The organism is uncultured Roseibium sp. (assembly GCF_947496995.1).
Taxonomy (GTDB): Bacteria; Pseudomonadota; Alphaproteobacteria; order Rhizobiales; family Stappiaceae; genus Roseibium.
In genome coordinates this window covers 325976-341139 of sequence record NZ_CANMFD010000004.1, presented here as the reverse complement: position 1 = coordinate 341139, position 15164 = coordinate 325976, and the positions used below count along the sequence as shown (strand labels likewise).

Below are 15164 nucleotides of genomic sequence, written 5' to 3'. Positions count from 1 at the left end.
TCCTGATGCGATTGTTCTGATATTGTCATATGGCCTCATCCGCCATTGCGCACTATGATTGAGCCATCGCTCCTGGTGTTCGGCATTCCCGGGAAGATCTTCCCAAAAACTGCAGGTCCCGTTTCATGAACCAGATGGTCACTCCGAAATTCGGTGTTGGCGCTCCACTGCGTCGCAAGGAAGACGAGCCGCTCCTGACAGGGCACGGCATTTATACCGGCGATTACACGCCGCAAGGATGCCTCCACAGTTATGTTCTGCGGTCGGCCATGGCACACGCGAAGATAAGCCTTGGCAATGTGGACGACATCCGGGCGATGGACGGGGTCCGGATGGTCCTGACCGGCGCGGAGCTTGCCGGCAGGTCCATGCCCTGCCTGGGGCGGCCCAAGCAGATCGACGGGACGAGCTTTCCGATCCCCGAGCAGCCGGTGCTGTGTTCGGATACGGTGCGTTATGTGGGCGATGCGATTGCCTTCATTGTCGCCGACAGTCTCGATATCGCCCGCAATGCCGCTGAAATGTTGGAAGTCGACTACGATCCGCTGGATGCGGTTGTCGGCATAGAAAAGGCGCTCGCTCCCGGCGCGGTTCAGGTCTGGCCCGAATTCGGTTCCAACGTCTCCTTCACGTACGGACAGGGCGACGAGGCGAAGACCGCCGAGGCTTTCGCACAGGCCGACAAGATTGTTTCGATCGATCTGGTCAACAACCGCATCGTCGCCAACTACATGGAATTGCGCGGCTGCGTCGCCGAGTTCAATTCCGAAAGCGGCCGTTTCAAGCTGACCCTGGGAACCCAGGGCGGTCACGGCATGCGCGACACCATTTGCGGCATTCTGGATCTGCCCAAGGAAGACCTGCAGGTGATCACGCCGGAAGTCGGTGGCGGTTTCGGGACAAAAGGCTTCTGCTACCGCGAATATCCGCTGGCCATGATTGCTGCCCGCGAGCTTGGCCTGCCGGTGCGCTGGGCCGGGGACCGTATGGATCATTTCGTCACCGATGCCCATGGCCGCGACAATCTCAGCCATGGGGAGCTGGCTCTGGACGGTGAAGGTCGGATCCTCGGACTGAGAGTGGACGTGAAGGCCGCCATGGGCGCCTATCTGCACCAGTTCGGCCCGTTCATTCCCTTTGTCGGCACATCCATGACCTCCGGGCTCTATGATATCCCGGCCGTATTCGCCAAGGTCGAAGGCGTCTACATGCATACGGTGCCGACGGACGCCTTCCGCGGGGCAGGGCGGCCGGAAGCGGCCTATCTCATCGAAAGACTGATTGAAAAGGCCGGCGAGGAAACCGGGCTCGGCTCGGTGGAAATCCGCAAGCGGAATTTCATCAAGCCGGAGCAGTTGCCCTATACGACCGGAACCGGCCGCATGTACGACACGGGCGATTTTGCAGGTCATCTGGACAAGGCCCTGGAGGTTGCCGACTGGGCGGGCTTCAAGGCACGCCAGGACGCCAGCGCCGCTGTAGGAAAATACCGCGGCATCGGCCTCTGCTCCTATGTCGAGGCCTGCGCCTTTCCCGGCAGCGAGGAAGCGACGCTGGAGCTGGATGCGAACGGCGGACTGACTCTGCTGATCGGCACCCAGACCAACGGCCAGGGGCATGCAACGGCCTACAGCCAGGTCGTGGCGGAACAGTTCGGCGTATCCATCGACGATATCGAGGTCATCCAGGGCGATACCGACCGGGTGCGCAAGGGCGGTGGCACGGGCGGATCGCGTTCGATCCCGATCGGCATGCCGTCGGTGCGCGATGCCAGCGTTGCACTGGTCAAGAAGGTCAAGGAGCTGGCCGCCGACAAGCTCGAGGCCGGGATCGAGGATCTCGAACTGGAAAGCGGCGTCGTGCGTGTCGTGGGAACCGACCAGCAGGTGACGCTGGCCGAAATCGCGGCTTCGTCGGGCGAAACGCTCAAGGCCAGCGAAGAAGTCAGCCAGAGCGAAGCGACCTATCCCAACGGCACCCATATCTGCGAGGTCGAGGTCGATCCGGAGACCGGCGATGTCACGGTTGAAAACTATGTCATTGTTGACGATTTCGGCGTCACCGTGAATCCCATCCTGCTTGCCGGCCAGGTGTATGGCGGCACGGTCTCGGCGATCAGCCAGGCGCTGTGCGAACACACGGTCTATGACGACGAGGGCCAGTTGCTGACGGCGTCCTTGCTGGATTATCAGATGATCCGTGCGGCCGATCTGCCGGATATCCAGTTCGAAACCCACAACATTCCTTCCACGACCAACGCCATGGGCATCAAGGGGGCCGGTGAGGCCGGGTCCATCGGTGGCTGCGCCTCCGTGATGAACGCGGTGCAGATGGCCCTCAAGGAGGGAGCCGGGGTCACCGAGGTGATCGATATGCCCGCAACCCCGCTCCGGGTCTGGGACGCGATCCAGGCGGCAGGCTAGGTTCATCCGGCTATACCAGGCGTCTGGATGCGGAAATTCGCTTGATACGAAAATCAGAGGCCGGCGCGGGACGCCGGCCTTCGTTTGTCGATAACCTCGCCTTCATCACCCCGGTTCGCGCGGCGCTTTGCCGGGATGATGACGGTGAGAGCATGCTTTTGTCAGCAGTCTGAAGAGCCGTTCGCAAAAGGGCTACGTACCCATCAGCACGTTCCAGCCGGATAAATCTGCCAGCCGCCCGGGACGGTCTCCGCCTGAGAGCGAACTCGCGCGAATGTGTCTGTGGTTTGTTTCAATTATACGTTTGAAATGGCCGGTTCTTGCCGCAATCTGAGCTTTCCCTGTCGTGTGTGGCGCGATTCACCTCTTTCCAGAAACAGGATCCTCCCTGTGTTCAAGTCCTTCTTTCCAAGACCCCACCTGTTTTTTACCTCCGCTGTTATCTGGTCCCTGGCCGCCGTGCTTGTTTGGTACGGCTTTGCCGACGATCTCGGCGGACCGCTCGGTTTCGGCTCCATGCCGGAGGACGTGTTGCCACCGGTCGGCCTGAGTTTCTTCATCACGCCCGACTTTCTCTGGTTTTATGTCTATTACGCGCTCAGTACGGGAATATTCTGCGGGGTCTGGTCGTTCCTGGCACGGAACCACCCCTGGCAGATCTGGTCGATCTGGGGATCGGCTCTGATCATCTTCACGACCTATTTTTCCGTCCAGGTGTCGGTGGCGATCAACAACTGGCGGCGGCCCTTCGGCGACACGCTGCAGAATGCCTTGCAGGGGGACAAGGGCGTCACCGCGGTAGACTTCTACTCCCTGATGCTGAGCTTCGCGGAAATCGTTTCCCTGAGCGTGACGCTGTTTGTGGTGACGCGGTTTTTCGTCAGCCACTACATCTTCCGCTGGCGCACCGCGATGAACGATTATTATGTCAGCAAATGGGGCAATGTGCGCCACATCGAAGGGGCCTCGCAGCGTATCCAGGAAGACACCATGCGTTTCGCGCTGATCATGGAAGGGCTGGGTGTTTCCATGATCGATGCGGTCATGACCCTCATCGCCTTCCTGCCGGTCCTGTTCGCCCTGTCCGGCTATGTACAGACCCTGCCGATCATCGGCGAGATTCCGGCGCCCCTGTTTACGATGGCAATCTTGTGGTCGCTGTTCGGGACGGTGCTCCTGGCGGTGGTCGGCATCAAGCTGCCGGGCCTGGAGTTCCACAACCAGCGCGTCGAGGCCGCCTATCGTAAGGAACTCGTCTACGGTGAGGATCACGAGCACAGGGCGCAGCCGGTCACCCTTCAGGAGCTGTTCTCCAATGTGCGGCGGAACTATTTCCGGCTTTATTTTCACTACCTCTATTTCAACCTCACCCGCAGCGTCTACCTGCAGGCGGATAACCTGTTCACCTATTTCCTTCTCGTTCCAACCATGGTAGCCGGTACGATCACTTACGGCATTGTCCAGCAGATCCTGACCGCTTTCGGGCAGGTGTCCTCCTCGTTTCAGTATCTGGTCAATTCCTGGACGACGATCATCGAGCTGCTTTCCATCTACAAACGCCTGAAAGGCTTCGAGGTCTCTATTGCCGAGCGGGAAAGTCTGATGACGGACGGAGCGGGAGAACCGGTCTCCCACCCGGCTGAGGGTTCATAAACCAGCGCCGCCGATCTGGCGTTACCCAACCTGATCCTCGCGGTTCTGCGGCCCGACGCACCGCGTGAGACACCTTTCTGCGCCGGGCCGCGGAAGATCTGCATGACGCTTCGGAGCGTATTGTCCCGCTTTTCGGGTCCGCCAGCGCAGTCGGGCATGACCCGGCACGCACCGCTGATCGGCATCTCGCTGAAACTGGCCTCGACCATCGCGTTTTTCATGATGGCGACCGCCCTCAAGATCGCCGCCGACACCGTGCCCATCGGCGAACTGGTATTTGCCCGAAATTTCTTCGGCCTGTTCCCGGTCCTGCTGATGGTCGCCATGCGCGGTGAACTGGTGCTGGCTTTCCGGACGAAAAATCCGAAAGGGCATCTGACCCGCGCGACCGTCGGCCTTTCCGCCATGGTCTGTTCGTTCACCGCGCTTTACCTGCTGCCTTTGCCGGACGCCACGGCCATCGGCTTCGCAACGCCGCTGTTTGTGGTGGTGCTGGCGTTTTTCCTGCTCGGGGAACAGGTGCGGATTTATCGCTGGAGCGCCGTCGTGATCGGGTTTCTCGGCATTCTCGTGGTGCTGTCGCCGCATCTGGGCGAAAAGGAACTGGACAATGCCTCCACACTCGGCGCGCTGCTGGGCACGGCAGGCGCCGGTTTCGGCGCGCTTGCCATGATCACCGTGCGCAAGCTCTGCGAGACGGAACGCACCTCGACCATCGTCACCTGGTTCGCCGGATCGGCGACAGTTCTGTCGCTGCTGACCCTGCCGCTGGGTCTTGTCGTTCCGGAATTTGCCTGGGTGGTCCCGGATGCGGAGACGGCCGGCCTGCTGCTGCTGATCGGTCTCGCCGGCGGTGTCGGCCAGATCCTGCTGACGCAGAGCTACCGGTTCGCCGATGCCTCGACCATCGCGCCCTTCGACTACGTCAACATGCTCTGGGCGATCATCGTCGGCTGGCTGATCTTTTCGGAGATACCGGTTCCAGAAGTGGTGATCGGTGCGCTGATCGTCATTGCCGCAGGCGTTTTCGTCATCTACCGCGAACACAAACTCGGCCTCGACCGCACCAAATCCCGCCGCGCGTCGTCACCGTCGAGATCGTGAGAGCGCCTTTACAGGCCGACTTCAAACGCTGAATGCCGTCCCGGCCCTGAGCCGGGACCTATCCCGAAAAGACCCCGGTTCAAGGCCGGGGAGGCACTTCGTGCCTGGAATTTCCTGACTACTGCGGCTTGTACAGGAAAGTCTCGACGGCGCTTTTGGTGCCGTCCGGGAAGATCAGCTGCACGCTGATGGACTGGGTCGAGCCATCGGGCCGTTCCAGGTAGGGCTTTTCCTTCAGGACGGCGTTCGGGTTGTCCGGATTGCATTCATCCAGTTCCCAGATCTGGTCCAGTGGGCCGCCGTTCAGACCGTAGAAAACAAAGTCGATACCGCATTTCCATGCTTCCAGGTGGGTGAAATAGATCAGTTCCTGACCCTGCCAGTCCCGGAAGCCCACCCAGTTGGCCTTGGTCACGTCAAGGATCTGCTTGATCTGCTCCGGCGGCATGCCCTGGGCGGACGCCGGAAGCGGAAGGAAGCTGAGGCCCAGTATGAGGGCGGCGGATTTCAAAATGCGCATGGAATATCTCCTGATCGGAAAAGCGTGCGATAAATCAGTCGGGCCTCCTGCGTTCAAACAGATGCGGGAGGTCCACACCCTAGAAAGCCTTGAAGGTAATGATGGTTTTCGTGTCCTGAATGCCGTCGATGGGATGCACCTTTTCATTGACGAAATGGCCGATATCGGCACCGTCTTCGATATAGAATTTTATCAGAAGATCATAATCGCCGCTGGTGGAATAGACCTCGGAGGCAATCTCCGCGTCGGCGATCGCGCTGGCGACCTGGTAAGTCTTGCCGAGCTGGCATTTGATCATCACGAAAAACGGGGTCATGCGGCGCTCCGGACATTGGGACGAGAGCATCACGCGGTCCTGCGAAGACACACAGGATGCTCTCTCATTTCAAGATCGATCAGCTTTCGGCCTTTGATGCAATTGTGATCGAACGGCCGCTGATCCGGATAAATTTCTTCTCAAGGACATCGCCCATCTCGGCATTCCAGTCAATTGCCTCAGCAGTTAATCGGCAAGGGTTCGTGGCGAGCGGGGACTTGCAAAAGCGGACGGGCCTTGTTAGCTGTCAGATATCTCATGGGGGTGCCTGGCTATAGTGGCTCGGGCTGAGAGGCGACTGGCCAACTCCTTGAACCTGATCCGGCTTGTACCGGCGGAGGGATTTGAGATGATGACATCCAGGGCAGATCGCCCGCTCCACATCCATCGTCATACCGGCGCATTCGCGGTCCTCTCGGGAGGTGCCTCATGAGCCTCACCGTTGCCGCGTCCACCGACGGCCTGTCCGCCGAGACGGTTTACGAGCTTCTGCTGCGGGTGCGCGAGAAGACGCCGCGTGTCCACGCGATCACCAACGGGGTCGCGCAGAACTTCACCGCCAATGTGCTGCTGGCGCTCGGCGCGGTCCCGTCCATGACCATCGCCGAAGAGGAAGTCGCCGGATTCGCCGGGAGTGCGGATGCGCTGCTCGTCAATCTGGGAACCCTTGACGAGACCCGGCGCGCGGCAATCCCGCTTGCCATCGAGGCGGCGAGAACCGCCGGGCGGCCGGTCAGCATCGATCCGGTCTTCGTCAACCGTTCGCCGGTTCGCTGTGCCTATGCGACAGAGCTTCTGTCCTGCGGTCCGGACCTCGTGCGCCTGAATGCACCGGAAATGGAAGCGCTGTTTCCCGGAAGGACCGGCGTGGAAGAAATGATCGCTGCAGGAACGGTGTTCGCGGTGACCGGTGAAGAAGACAAGATCGAAAGCAGCAACAGGGATTTCCGGCTCTTGAACGGACATCCGCTGATGGCGCGTGTGACGGCGACGGGATGTGCGGGCGGGGCGGTGCTTGCCGCCTTCGCGAGCGTGGAGACCGACCGGGCGCTTGCTGCCGCCTGTGGCTTGTCGGTGTTCAACATCGCCGGAGAAGTCGCGGCTGCACGCTCTTGCGGTCCGGGCACCTTCGTGCCGGAGTTGCTCGACGCGCTCTATGCGATGAGCCTTGTCGATATCGAGGCCCGGCTCAAGGCCGCCTGACGACTGTTCCCATTTCAGAACGAAGAGGAGACGCCCATGACCGCTATCGCGGTGACAATAGCAGGGTCGGATTCCGGCGGAGGGGCCGGCATTCAGGCAGACCTGAAGACCTTTTCCGCAAACGGTGTCTACGGCGCCAGTATTCTGACGGCCCTGACCGCGCAGAACACCCTCGGTGTGAGCGCCATTCACGACGTTCCGCCCGATTTCGTACGCGCCCAGATGGATGCGGTCTATTCGGACCTGAAGGTGAATGCGACCAAGATCGGCATGCTGTCGCGTGTCGATGTCATCGAGGCGGTCGCCGAAGGTCTGGCGGTGCATGACACCGGACCGGTGGTTCTCGATCCGGTGATGGTGGCCGCCTCCGGGGATCCGCTGCTTGCCGAAAGTGCTGTCGACAGCCTGATGAGCCTGCTCGTGCCGCGCGCCGATGTGATCACGCCGAACCTCCATGAAGCTGCCCGCATGCTGGAGGGAGAGGTGGCGGACAGCGAGGCCGCCATGCGCGCACAGGCCGAACAGTTGCTTGAGCGCGGGGCCAGGTCCGTATTGCTGAAAGGCGGGCACGGCACGAGCGACGAAAGCGCGGACCTTTTCATCGACCGGAGCGGAACCGAACTCTGGCTGCGGCAGGACCGTATCGCGACCAACAACACGCATGGAACAGGCTGCACCCTGTCGTCCGCCATAGCCGCCGGACTGGCGGCGGGAAAGGATCTGGAAACCGCGCTCAGGCACGCGAAAACCTATATCCAGTCCGCAATCGCTGCCGCCGACCGCCTCGACATCGGTGCGGGGCACGGACCTGTCCATCACTTTCATGAATTCTGGAGAAAATGAGATGTCTGACGGATCCTCAAACGCCAGCAAGACGATAAATCGCAGGGCACTGCTCGGGGCGTCCGCCGCTGCCGGTGCCTCAGTCCTGGCAGCTCCCGCCCTTGCGCAGGAAAACGCCACCCTCGAATGGAAGATGGTGACCTCCTGGCCGAAGAACCTGCCGGGTCCCGGTGTGACCGCGCAGCGGATTGCCGACCGGGTCGGCGAAATGTCCGGCGGCCGGATGCGCATTCGGCTTTATGCGGCCGGAGAACTGGTTCCGGCGCTGGGCGTGTTCGAGGCTGTCGCAGCTGGAACGGCCCAGATGGCGCATACGGCGTCGTTCTTCTGGCAGGGCAAGATCCCTGCTTCGGTCTATTTCACCGCGATCCCCTTCGGTCTCCTGCCTCATGAACACATCGCCTGGATCGAGCAGGGCGGCGGGCAGGCGCTGTGGGACGAGCTCTACGCGCCCTTCGGCCTGAAGCCGGTGATGGCGGGCAACACCGGCGTGCAGATGGGGGGCTGGTACAGGCGAGAGATCAACAGTCTCGCCGACCTCAAGGGGCTCAAGATCCGGATGCCGGGACTTGGCGGCGAGGTGATGCGCCGGCTCGGCGCGACACCGGTCAGCCTGCCGCCGGGCGAATTGTTCCAGGCCCTGCAGACCGGCGTTCTGGACGCGACCGAATTTCTCGGTCCCTGGTCCGACCGGGCCATGGGCTTCCACAAGGCCGCCAAATCCTATTATTCGCCGGGCTTCCACGAACCGAACGGCACGGGGGAAGCGATCTTCAATCAGGTCGCGCTTGACGGACTGCCCGAGGAGTTGCGGGCAATCGTTCTGGAGGCCTGCCGGGCGGAGAACGGACGGGCCCTTGCCGAAAGCGACTGGCAGAACGCCGGCAGCCTGAAGCTGCTTCAGGAAGAAGATGGCGTCACGGTCAGGTTCTATCCGGAGGATGTTCTGGTCGCCTTGCGGGAAACCGCTGCCGTGGTTCTGGCCGAATTTGCCGAAAAGGACCCGCTTAGCGCGCGTATTCAGGAAAGCTACACCGCTGCCCTGGTTCGTCTGGCGCCCTGGAGCGATGTTGCCATGCGGCGCTTCCTGACGGCCCGGGACGGTTAGCCCTGTCACCGGTCGGGTGCGAAAGTGCGTGCCGGCCGGCGCCGGATCGCGGCGGCTCTTCGGTCGCAGACAAACAGGTTTATGACGAGGGAGCGGGGCAGCAATGCCTCGCTTTTTCCGATTCAGCCGGAGAAACGGGCCATTTCATAAGTCGGACCATTGGTGTTTTTGCGAAGGTATTTCAAGGGACTTATCCCCCGGATGCCGATGTTCCCCTGGGAAACCTGTGGCAAAGCCGCAACGATCCAACACTAATGCACGTCAGAGAAAATGCGTAGTCGCCCTGCCTAATAATTAGGCAAGTGAGCAAACATGTGTCGTTGGTGTGACGAACCGTCGCCGAACATATCCTTTTCGAAGAGTTTGAGAGGTGCAACCAAAAATATCTTGTCACATCACGGCGTATTTTGCGGTGCAGCATCAAAAACCGCAGCAGGTCTTCCCGTTATTATTAGGTTGAAACCTGAAACTTTCTCCCGAAAATCTGTCTTCAGTTGTCGTGGAACACCCGGCGGGACGGGTAGGGGAGGAAACGCTATGACAAGCGTAAACAAAAAAACCATTCTATTTGCTGCAACCGCAGTCGCACTATCTATGATTGCAGGTTCGGCTCATGCGGGCGGCTTTGCGCTACGTGAGCAGAGCGCTTACTATCAGGGCATGTCTTTTGCGGGCTACGGAACGACGGGTGGCGGCATATCGTCGATGTACTGGAACCCGGCGTCCCTGATGGGCGCAGAGAAGGGACTGACCGTCGAAGCGCATAACACGGGCCTGTTTCCCGTTTCCGAGATCGATGGCACCCTGTCCGGAGGTCTTCTGGGATCATCTTCCATCGGCAGTGGCGATATTGCTTCCGATGCTTTCATTCCGGCGTCCTATGCGGCCTACCGGCTGAATGACAATCTGATCTTCGGTGTCGGCATCAACGCGCCGTTCGGTCTTTCTACCAAACCAGACATGAACTGGGCCGCACAGTTCTATTCCAGGTCGTCCTCGGTCTTTTCGATCAACGTGAACCCGGCCATTGCCTATCAGATCAACGACATGGTCACGGTCGCGGTCGGTGTGCAGGTTCAGTATCTCGACGTTGCCCTGAAATCCGCCGATGCGACGTCCGGTGCGGGCTTCCCGCGATCCAATGAGATCACTGGGGATGGCGTCGGCTTCGGCGTCACCGCCGGTGTGACCGTGCGTCCCTTCGAGGGCACCGAAATCGGCGTAGGCTACCGTTCGGGGGTGGGTCACGACCTGGAGGGAGACCTCTTCGCCAGCGGTACGCGCAGCGCGATCGGTCTCGGCGTGGTGACGCCGGATATGGTCAACATCTCTGCCCGGCAACGCTTGACCGACAAGTTCCGGGTGCTGGGCACCGTCGAGTGGACCAACTGGAGCCGCCTGAAATCGCCGCGTGCGATCTCGGACGCATCGGGTGCGACACTGACCACGCTGCATTTCAACTACGACGACGGCTGGTTCTTCTCGCTTGGCGGCGAGTACGACTTCAACGAGAAACTGACCTTGCGCGCCGGTCTCGGATACGAGATTTCCCCGATCGACGAGGAAATCCGGTCCACACGTCTGCCGGACAACAATCGTTGGTGGCTGTCGGCAGGTGGGAGCTACAATTTCAACCAGCATCTGTCCTTTGATCTGGGCTACACCCACATCATCCCGGAATCGACCAAGATCAACATCGATCCCAGCCATCAGGACTACAATTCGACCTTCGGGACCTACGCCGCCGACGTCGACAGCCATGTGAACATCATCTCGGCTTCGCTGCGCTACAAGTTCTGACGGCCCTCCGCAGACGCTTCAAATGAGAAAGGCCGGGGCTTGCCCCGGCCTTTCCAGTTTCAAAAAGGTCCGGCAAACCTCAAAAGGCGGAGGGAAACAGGCCGCCGTCCATGAGGATGTTCTGACCGGTGATATACCCGGCCTGCCGGGAGCACAGGAAGGCGCAGGTCTGGCCGAATTCCTCTGCCGTTCCGAAGCGCTGTGCCGGAATTTCCGCAGCTTGGGCCGCGCGCACCTGATCGACGCTCTTGCCGGTTTGCTCGGCGGCGCGTGTGAAGCCGCCTTTCAGGCGGTCGGTGTCCATCTTTCCGGGAAGCAGATTGTTGATCGTGATGCCGTGCGGAGCGAGTTGCCGGCAGACGCCGGCCAGAAATGCCGTGAGGCCCGCGCGGGCACCACTGGACAGGTCAAGACCTTCAATCGGCATCCTGACAGAGAGGGAGGTGATGTTGACAATCCTTCCGAAGCCGCGTTCCTGCATGCCCGGGGCAACTGCCTGGATCAGTTCGACAGGCGTGATGAAATTCTGGATGGCTCCGTCCAGCATCGCGGCCCGGTCGAGTTCGGAATAGTCCCGGCGGGGCGGGCCGCCGTTGTTGTTGACCAGGATGTCGGGGTTAGGGCAGGCCGCCAGCAGGGCTTCCTGGCCTTCGCGGGTGGAAACATCCGCTGCAACGCTGGTTACTTTCACCTTGTGGGCCGCCTCGATGGCGGCTTTTGTTTCGGACAGCACGGCTTCGTCGCGTCCGTTCAGAACGATTTCGCACCCCGCTTCGGCCAGGGCCTCCGCACAGCCCCTGCCGAGACCTCGGCTGGATGCGCAGATGATCGCCTTCTTGCCTTCAAGACCCAGGTCCATGGAATGTCTCCTTCTGTTTCCGCTTTGGCGGTTTGTCGCCGGTGTGTCGCAACCTGTCAATCGCCCGCACGACCCGATGCCTCCGTGCTGGATGCGGTTGATGTGCCGGAAAGTTTCAACCGTGTATCGGGTAAAGACAAAACCGATTCCGTCAAAGCGTTTTACGATTGAAACAAACCATTTGAATGCAAAGCACTCCAGGCCAAGTGGTGTTGATCATGGAGGCGGACGGCAGACATCAGACAGAAGGACGCAAGTGGTGTCATAATATTGATACTTGAATCGCGTCTATAGCGCTCCAGAGAGAATATGGAGAAGTGCTATGTCTACCGCAGAGACATCACGGCATTACCGGGCTTTGTTCATTTCTGACGTTCATCTTGGCACACGGGGCTGCCAGGCGGATATGCTGCTGGATTTCCTCAAGGACAACGATGCGGAGACCATCTATCTGGTCGGCGACATTGCCGACGGATGGCGTCTGAAGCGGTCCTGGCACTGGCCGCAGCTGCACAACGATGTCGTGCAGAAAATCCTCCGCAAAGGCCGCAAGGGAGCCCGGATCATCTACATTCCGGGCAATCATGACGAGTTCCTGCGCAATTTTCTCGGCACCCACTTCGGCGGGGTCGAGGTGACCGACAGCATCATCCATGAATCCGCCAGCGGCAAGCGCTACCTTGTCATCCATGGAGACCAGTTCGACGTCGTGATCCGCCACGCCAAATGGCTGGCGTTTTTCGGCGACAAGGCCTACGTGACAGCGCTCGGCGTCAATACGTGGCTTAATGTTGTCCGCCGCCGCCTTGGCCTTACCTACTGGTCGCTGTCGGCCTGGGCGAAGCTGAAGGTCAAGAATGCCGTCAGCTTTATCGGACGGTTCGAGGAGGCGCTGTCGGACGAGGCGCGCCGCCAGGGGGTGCAAGGGGTGATCTGCGGTCACATCCACCATGCCGCTGATCGCGACGTGAACGGCATACACTATATAAACACGGGTGATTGGGTGGAGAGCTGTACTGCGGTAGCAGAACACCATGATGGTACGTTTGAGGTGATCCGATGGGTGGAACAGACCCAGACAGGAGCGGTGCCGGCGAAGTCCAGGGAAACAGCGGTCGCCGCATGAGTTCCATCCTGATCGTGACGGATGCTTGGCGTCCGCAGATAAATGGTGTTGTCCGGTCCCTGGAGCGAACGGCGGAACAGCTTGAAGACATCGGAATTCGGGTCGAGTTCCTCTCGCCCCAGGCGTTCAGAACCCTGCCGTGTCCCACATATCCGGAAATCCGCCTGTCGCTGACCCATCGCGGCATCGTCGGCCGGAAAATCGAAGAATTCGATTGCGAGCATCTGCATATTGCCACGGAAGGCCCGCTGGGACTTCTGGCTGCCAGTTTTGCACGCAAGTCCGGGCGGCCTTTCACGACGAGCTATCACACCCGGTTTCCCGAATATGTTTCCGCACGTTTGCCGATCCCGCTTTCCTGGTCCTACAGCTGGCTGCGCAGGTTCCACAATTCGGCGAGCGGCTGCATGGTGGCGACGCGCTCGCTGGAGCAGGATCTGCGCGACCGGGGCTTCCAGAACCTGATGCGCTGGTCGCGCGGCGTGGATGAGCAGCTTTTCAGGCCCTATGAGGGCTCGGTGCTGCCGGCGGAGCTGCCCAGGCCTGTGTTCATGTATGTCGGCCGGGTGGCGATCGAAAAGAACATCAGGGCCTTCCTGGACCTCAAGCTCGACGGGTCCAAGGTGGTCGTTGGCGACGGACCGCAACTGGAGACGCTCCGGCGCGAATATCCGGACACGCATTTTACCGGCTCCAGAACGGGTGAGGATCTGGCGCGTCATTATTCAGACGCTGATGTTTTCGTGTTTCCGTCGCTGACGGACACATTCGGAAACGTAATGCTCGAAGCGCTTGCCTGCGGTGTGCCCGTAGCTGCCTATCCGGTGATGGGGCCACTGGATGTCATCGGCGATACAGGCGCCGGGGTGCTGTCGGAAAATCTTCAGGAAGCTGCGGAGGCCGCACTGGACATTCCGCGCGATCATTGCCGGCAGATCGCCATGAACTACACGTGGGCGGCAAGCGCCCGGCAGTTTCTCGACAACTGCATAGAAGCCCGGGACATCTACAACGGCACGTCCGGGCAGGCGAGGGCGGCGGAATAGGTCTGCGCGGCTTCTGCCCGGGAAGGGTGGGGAAGGGCCTGTGAGTTAATCGGGTCTTCCGCCTTTGGTGTTGATGTCACTCCCGAACCTCACTACTCATCTGTTCCTGTCGATTACCATCGGGACGGATACAGATGAGCGATATGCAGCTTCAGGCCGAGCAGGGCAAGACACCGGTATCTTCCGGCAACGCAATCACGTTCGAGGATATCGAGGCGGCCGCTGTACGGATTGGCGGCGAGGCGCTCGCCACACCGCTCCTGCGGCATCCTCTCTTGGACGAGCGGACCGGGGCGCGGGTGTTCATCAAGGCGGAGAACCTGCAGCGCAGTGGGTCCTTCAAGTTCCGCGGTGCCTTCAATTGCCTCAATCTTATTCCTGAGGAGGCCCGTCCCAGGGGTGTGGTGGCCTGTTCTTCGGGAAATCATGCCCAAGGGGTCGCCGCCAGTGCGCAGCTTCTCGGCATGCCGGCCACCATCGTCATGCCGGCCGACGCACCGGCAATCAAGCTGGAGCGCACGCGCGGCTATGGTGCAACAGTGGTCACCTATGACCGGGAAACCGAAGACAGGGAAGCCATCGCAGCGGCGCTTTGCGCGCAAACTGGCGCGACCCTGGTACACCCCTATAACGACCCGGCGGTGATTGCCGGCCAGGGGACCGTCGGGCTGGAAATGGCCGCCCAGGCCACGGCACTCGGTGTGGAGCTTGACCATGTGCTGGCCTGCACTGGCGGCGGCGGGCTTTCGAGCGGGATTGCGCTCGCGATGGCGTCCAGGTCACCGTCCACGCTGTTCCATACCGTGGAACCGGAATTGTTCGACGATTACAAGAGATCCCTTGAAGCGGGAACGCGCCTGTCGAACGCGGCAAAATCCGGCTCCATCTGCGATGCGCTCATGTCGGTCTCTCCCGGTGAAATCGGGTTTTCCATACTCCGCAAGCTGGCGGGAGAGGGCGTGAGCGTTTCCGATGAGGAAGTTCTGGACGCGGTCGCCTTTGCCTTCAGGGAGCTCAAGCTGGTAGTCGAGCCGGGTGGCGCAGCAGCGCTGGCGGCGGTCCTTTCCGGCAAGCTTCCGATCGCGAACGCGGCTGTCGGGATTGTCCTGACCGGTGGCAACATCGATCCGCAGATGATGGTGAAGGTGCTCTCCCGCTAAAAC

Annotated in this window: 13 protein-coding genes and 1 riboswitch; of the genes, 10 read left to right on the top strand and 3 right to left on the bottom strand. The window is 60.6% G+C overall.

The features are described 5' to 3' along the window. Positions 1 to 125 precede the first annotated feature (125 nt). The 3 genes from Q1B40_RS17575 to Q1B40_RS17565 all read left to right on the top strand — a co-directional run bounded on the left by Q1B40_RS17575 (position 126) and on the right by Q1B40_RS17565 (position 5180). A complete protein-coding gene (locus Q1B40_RS17575; RefSeq protein ID WP_299817173.1) occupies positions 126 to 2423 on the top strand; it encodes a xanthine dehydrogenase family protein molybdopterin-binding subunit in 2298 nt (765 codons plus the stop codon). A gap of 390 nt (positions 2424 to 2813) precedes the next feature. Beyond that, the gene (gene sbmA, locus Q1B40_RS17570; RefSeq protein WP_299817171.1) at positions 2814 to 4076 is read left to right on the top strand and encodes a peptide antibiotic transporter SbmA; all 1263 of its coding nucleotides are present in this window, start codon (positions 2814 to 2816) and stop codon (positions 4074 to 4076) included. A gap of 102 nt (positions 4077 to 4178) precedes the next feature. Beyond that, positions 4179 to 5180 (top strand): DMT family transporter, encoded by a 1002-nt coding sequence (locus Q1B40_RS17565; RefSeq protein WP_299817169.1) that lies wholly within the window; start codon positions 4179 to 4181, stop codon positions 5178 to 5180. Positions 5181 to 5298: 118 nt separating this feature from the next. On the opposite strand, the gene Q1B40_RS17560 is transcribed toward Q1B40_RS17565, so the two are convergent. Both Q1B40_RS17560 and Q1B40_RS17555 read right to left on the bottom strand, forming a co-directional pair. Continuing rightward, positions 5299 to 5700 carry a hypothetical protein gene (locus Q1B40_RS17560; protein WP_299817167.1) on the bottom strand — a complete coding sequence of 134 codons (402 nt, stop codon included), beginning with the start codon at positions 5698 to 5700 and terminating at the stop codon, positions 5299 to 5301. 79 nt (positions 5701 to 5779) lie between these two features. Next, a complete protein-coding gene (locus Q1B40_RS17555; protein WP_299817165.1) occupies positions 5780 to 6016 on the bottom strand; it encodes an Lrp/AsnC ligand binding domain-containing protein in 237 nt (78 codons plus the stop codon). Positions 6017 to 6266: 250 nt separating this feature from the next. Continuing rightward, positions 6267 to 6377: riboswitch (TPP riboswitch) on the top strand. A 68-nt stretch (positions 6378 to 6445) separates the two neighbouring features. On the opposite strand from Q1B40_RS17555, the gene Q1B40_RS17550 reads away from it, so the two are divergent. From Q1B40_RS17550 to Q1B40_RS17535, 4 genes are all read left to right on the top strand, one after another. Continuing rightward, a complete protein-coding gene (locus Q1B40_RS17550) occupies positions 6446 to 7219 on the top strand; it encodes a hydroxyethylthiazole kinase (protein WP_299817163.1) in 774 nt (257 codons plus the stop codon). A gap of 36 nt (positions 7220 to 7255) precedes the next feature. Continuing rightward, complete coding sequence (thiD, locus tag Q1B40_RS17545) at positions 7256 to 8062, top strand: bifunctional hydroxymethylpyrimidine kinase/phosphomethylpyrimidine kinase (protein WP_299817161.1); 807 nt, start codon at positions 7256 to 7258, stop codon at positions 8060 to 8062. Between the two features lies 1 nt (position 8063). Then, on the top strand, positions 8064 to 9170 hold the full coding sequence (locus Q1B40_RS17540; protein WP_299817159.1) for a TRAP transporter substrate-binding protein: 1107 nt from the start codon (positions 8064 to 8066) through the stop codon (positions 9168 to 9170). Between the two features lie 594 nt (positions 9171 to 9764). Continuing rightward, positions 9765 to 10970 (top strand): OmpP1/FadL family transporter, encoded by a 1206-nt coding sequence (locus Q1B40_RS17535; protein ID WP_299817157.1) that lies wholly within the window; start codon positions 9765 to 9767, stop codon positions 10968 to 10970. Between the two features lie 79 nt (positions 10971 to 11049). On the opposite strand, the gene Q1B40_RS17530 is transcribed toward Q1B40_RS17535, so the two are convergent. Further along, the gene (locus Q1B40_RS17530; RefSeq protein WP_299817155.1) at positions 11050 to 11829 is read right to left on the bottom strand and encodes an SDR family oxidoreductase; all 780 of its coding nucleotides are present in this window, start codon (positions 11827 to 11829) and stop codon (positions 11050 to 11052) included. 322 nt (positions 11830 to 12151) lie between these two features. Here Q1B40_RS17530 and Q1B40_RS17525 point away from each other — a divergent pair, with 322 nt between their 5' ends. From Q1B40_RS17525 to Q1B40_RS17515, 3 genes are all read left to right on the top strand, one after another. Then, positions 12152 to 12955: a UDP-2,3-diacylglucosamine diphosphatase gene (locus tag Q1B40_RS17525; RefSeq protein WP_299817153.1), complete on the top strand. Its 804-nt coding sequence runs from the start codon at positions 12152 to 12154 to the stop codon at positions 12953 to 12955. Continuing rightward, a complete protein-coding gene (locus tag Q1B40_RS17520; RefSeq protein ID WP_299817151.1) occupies positions 12952 to 14001 on the top strand; it encodes a glycosyltransferase family 1 protein in 1050 nt (349 codons plus the stop codon). The genes Q1B40_RS17525 and Q1B40_RS17520 overlap by 4 nt, the downstream gene beginning before the upstream one ends. Before the next feature lie 143 nt (positions 14002 to 14144). Further along, positions 14145 to 15161 (top strand): threonine/serine dehydratase, encoded by a 1017-nt coding sequence (locus Q1B40_RS17515; RefSeq protein ID WP_299817751.1) that lies wholly within the window; start codon positions 14145 to 14147, stop codon positions 15159 to 15161. Positions 15162 to 15164: the final 3 nt, after the last annotated feature.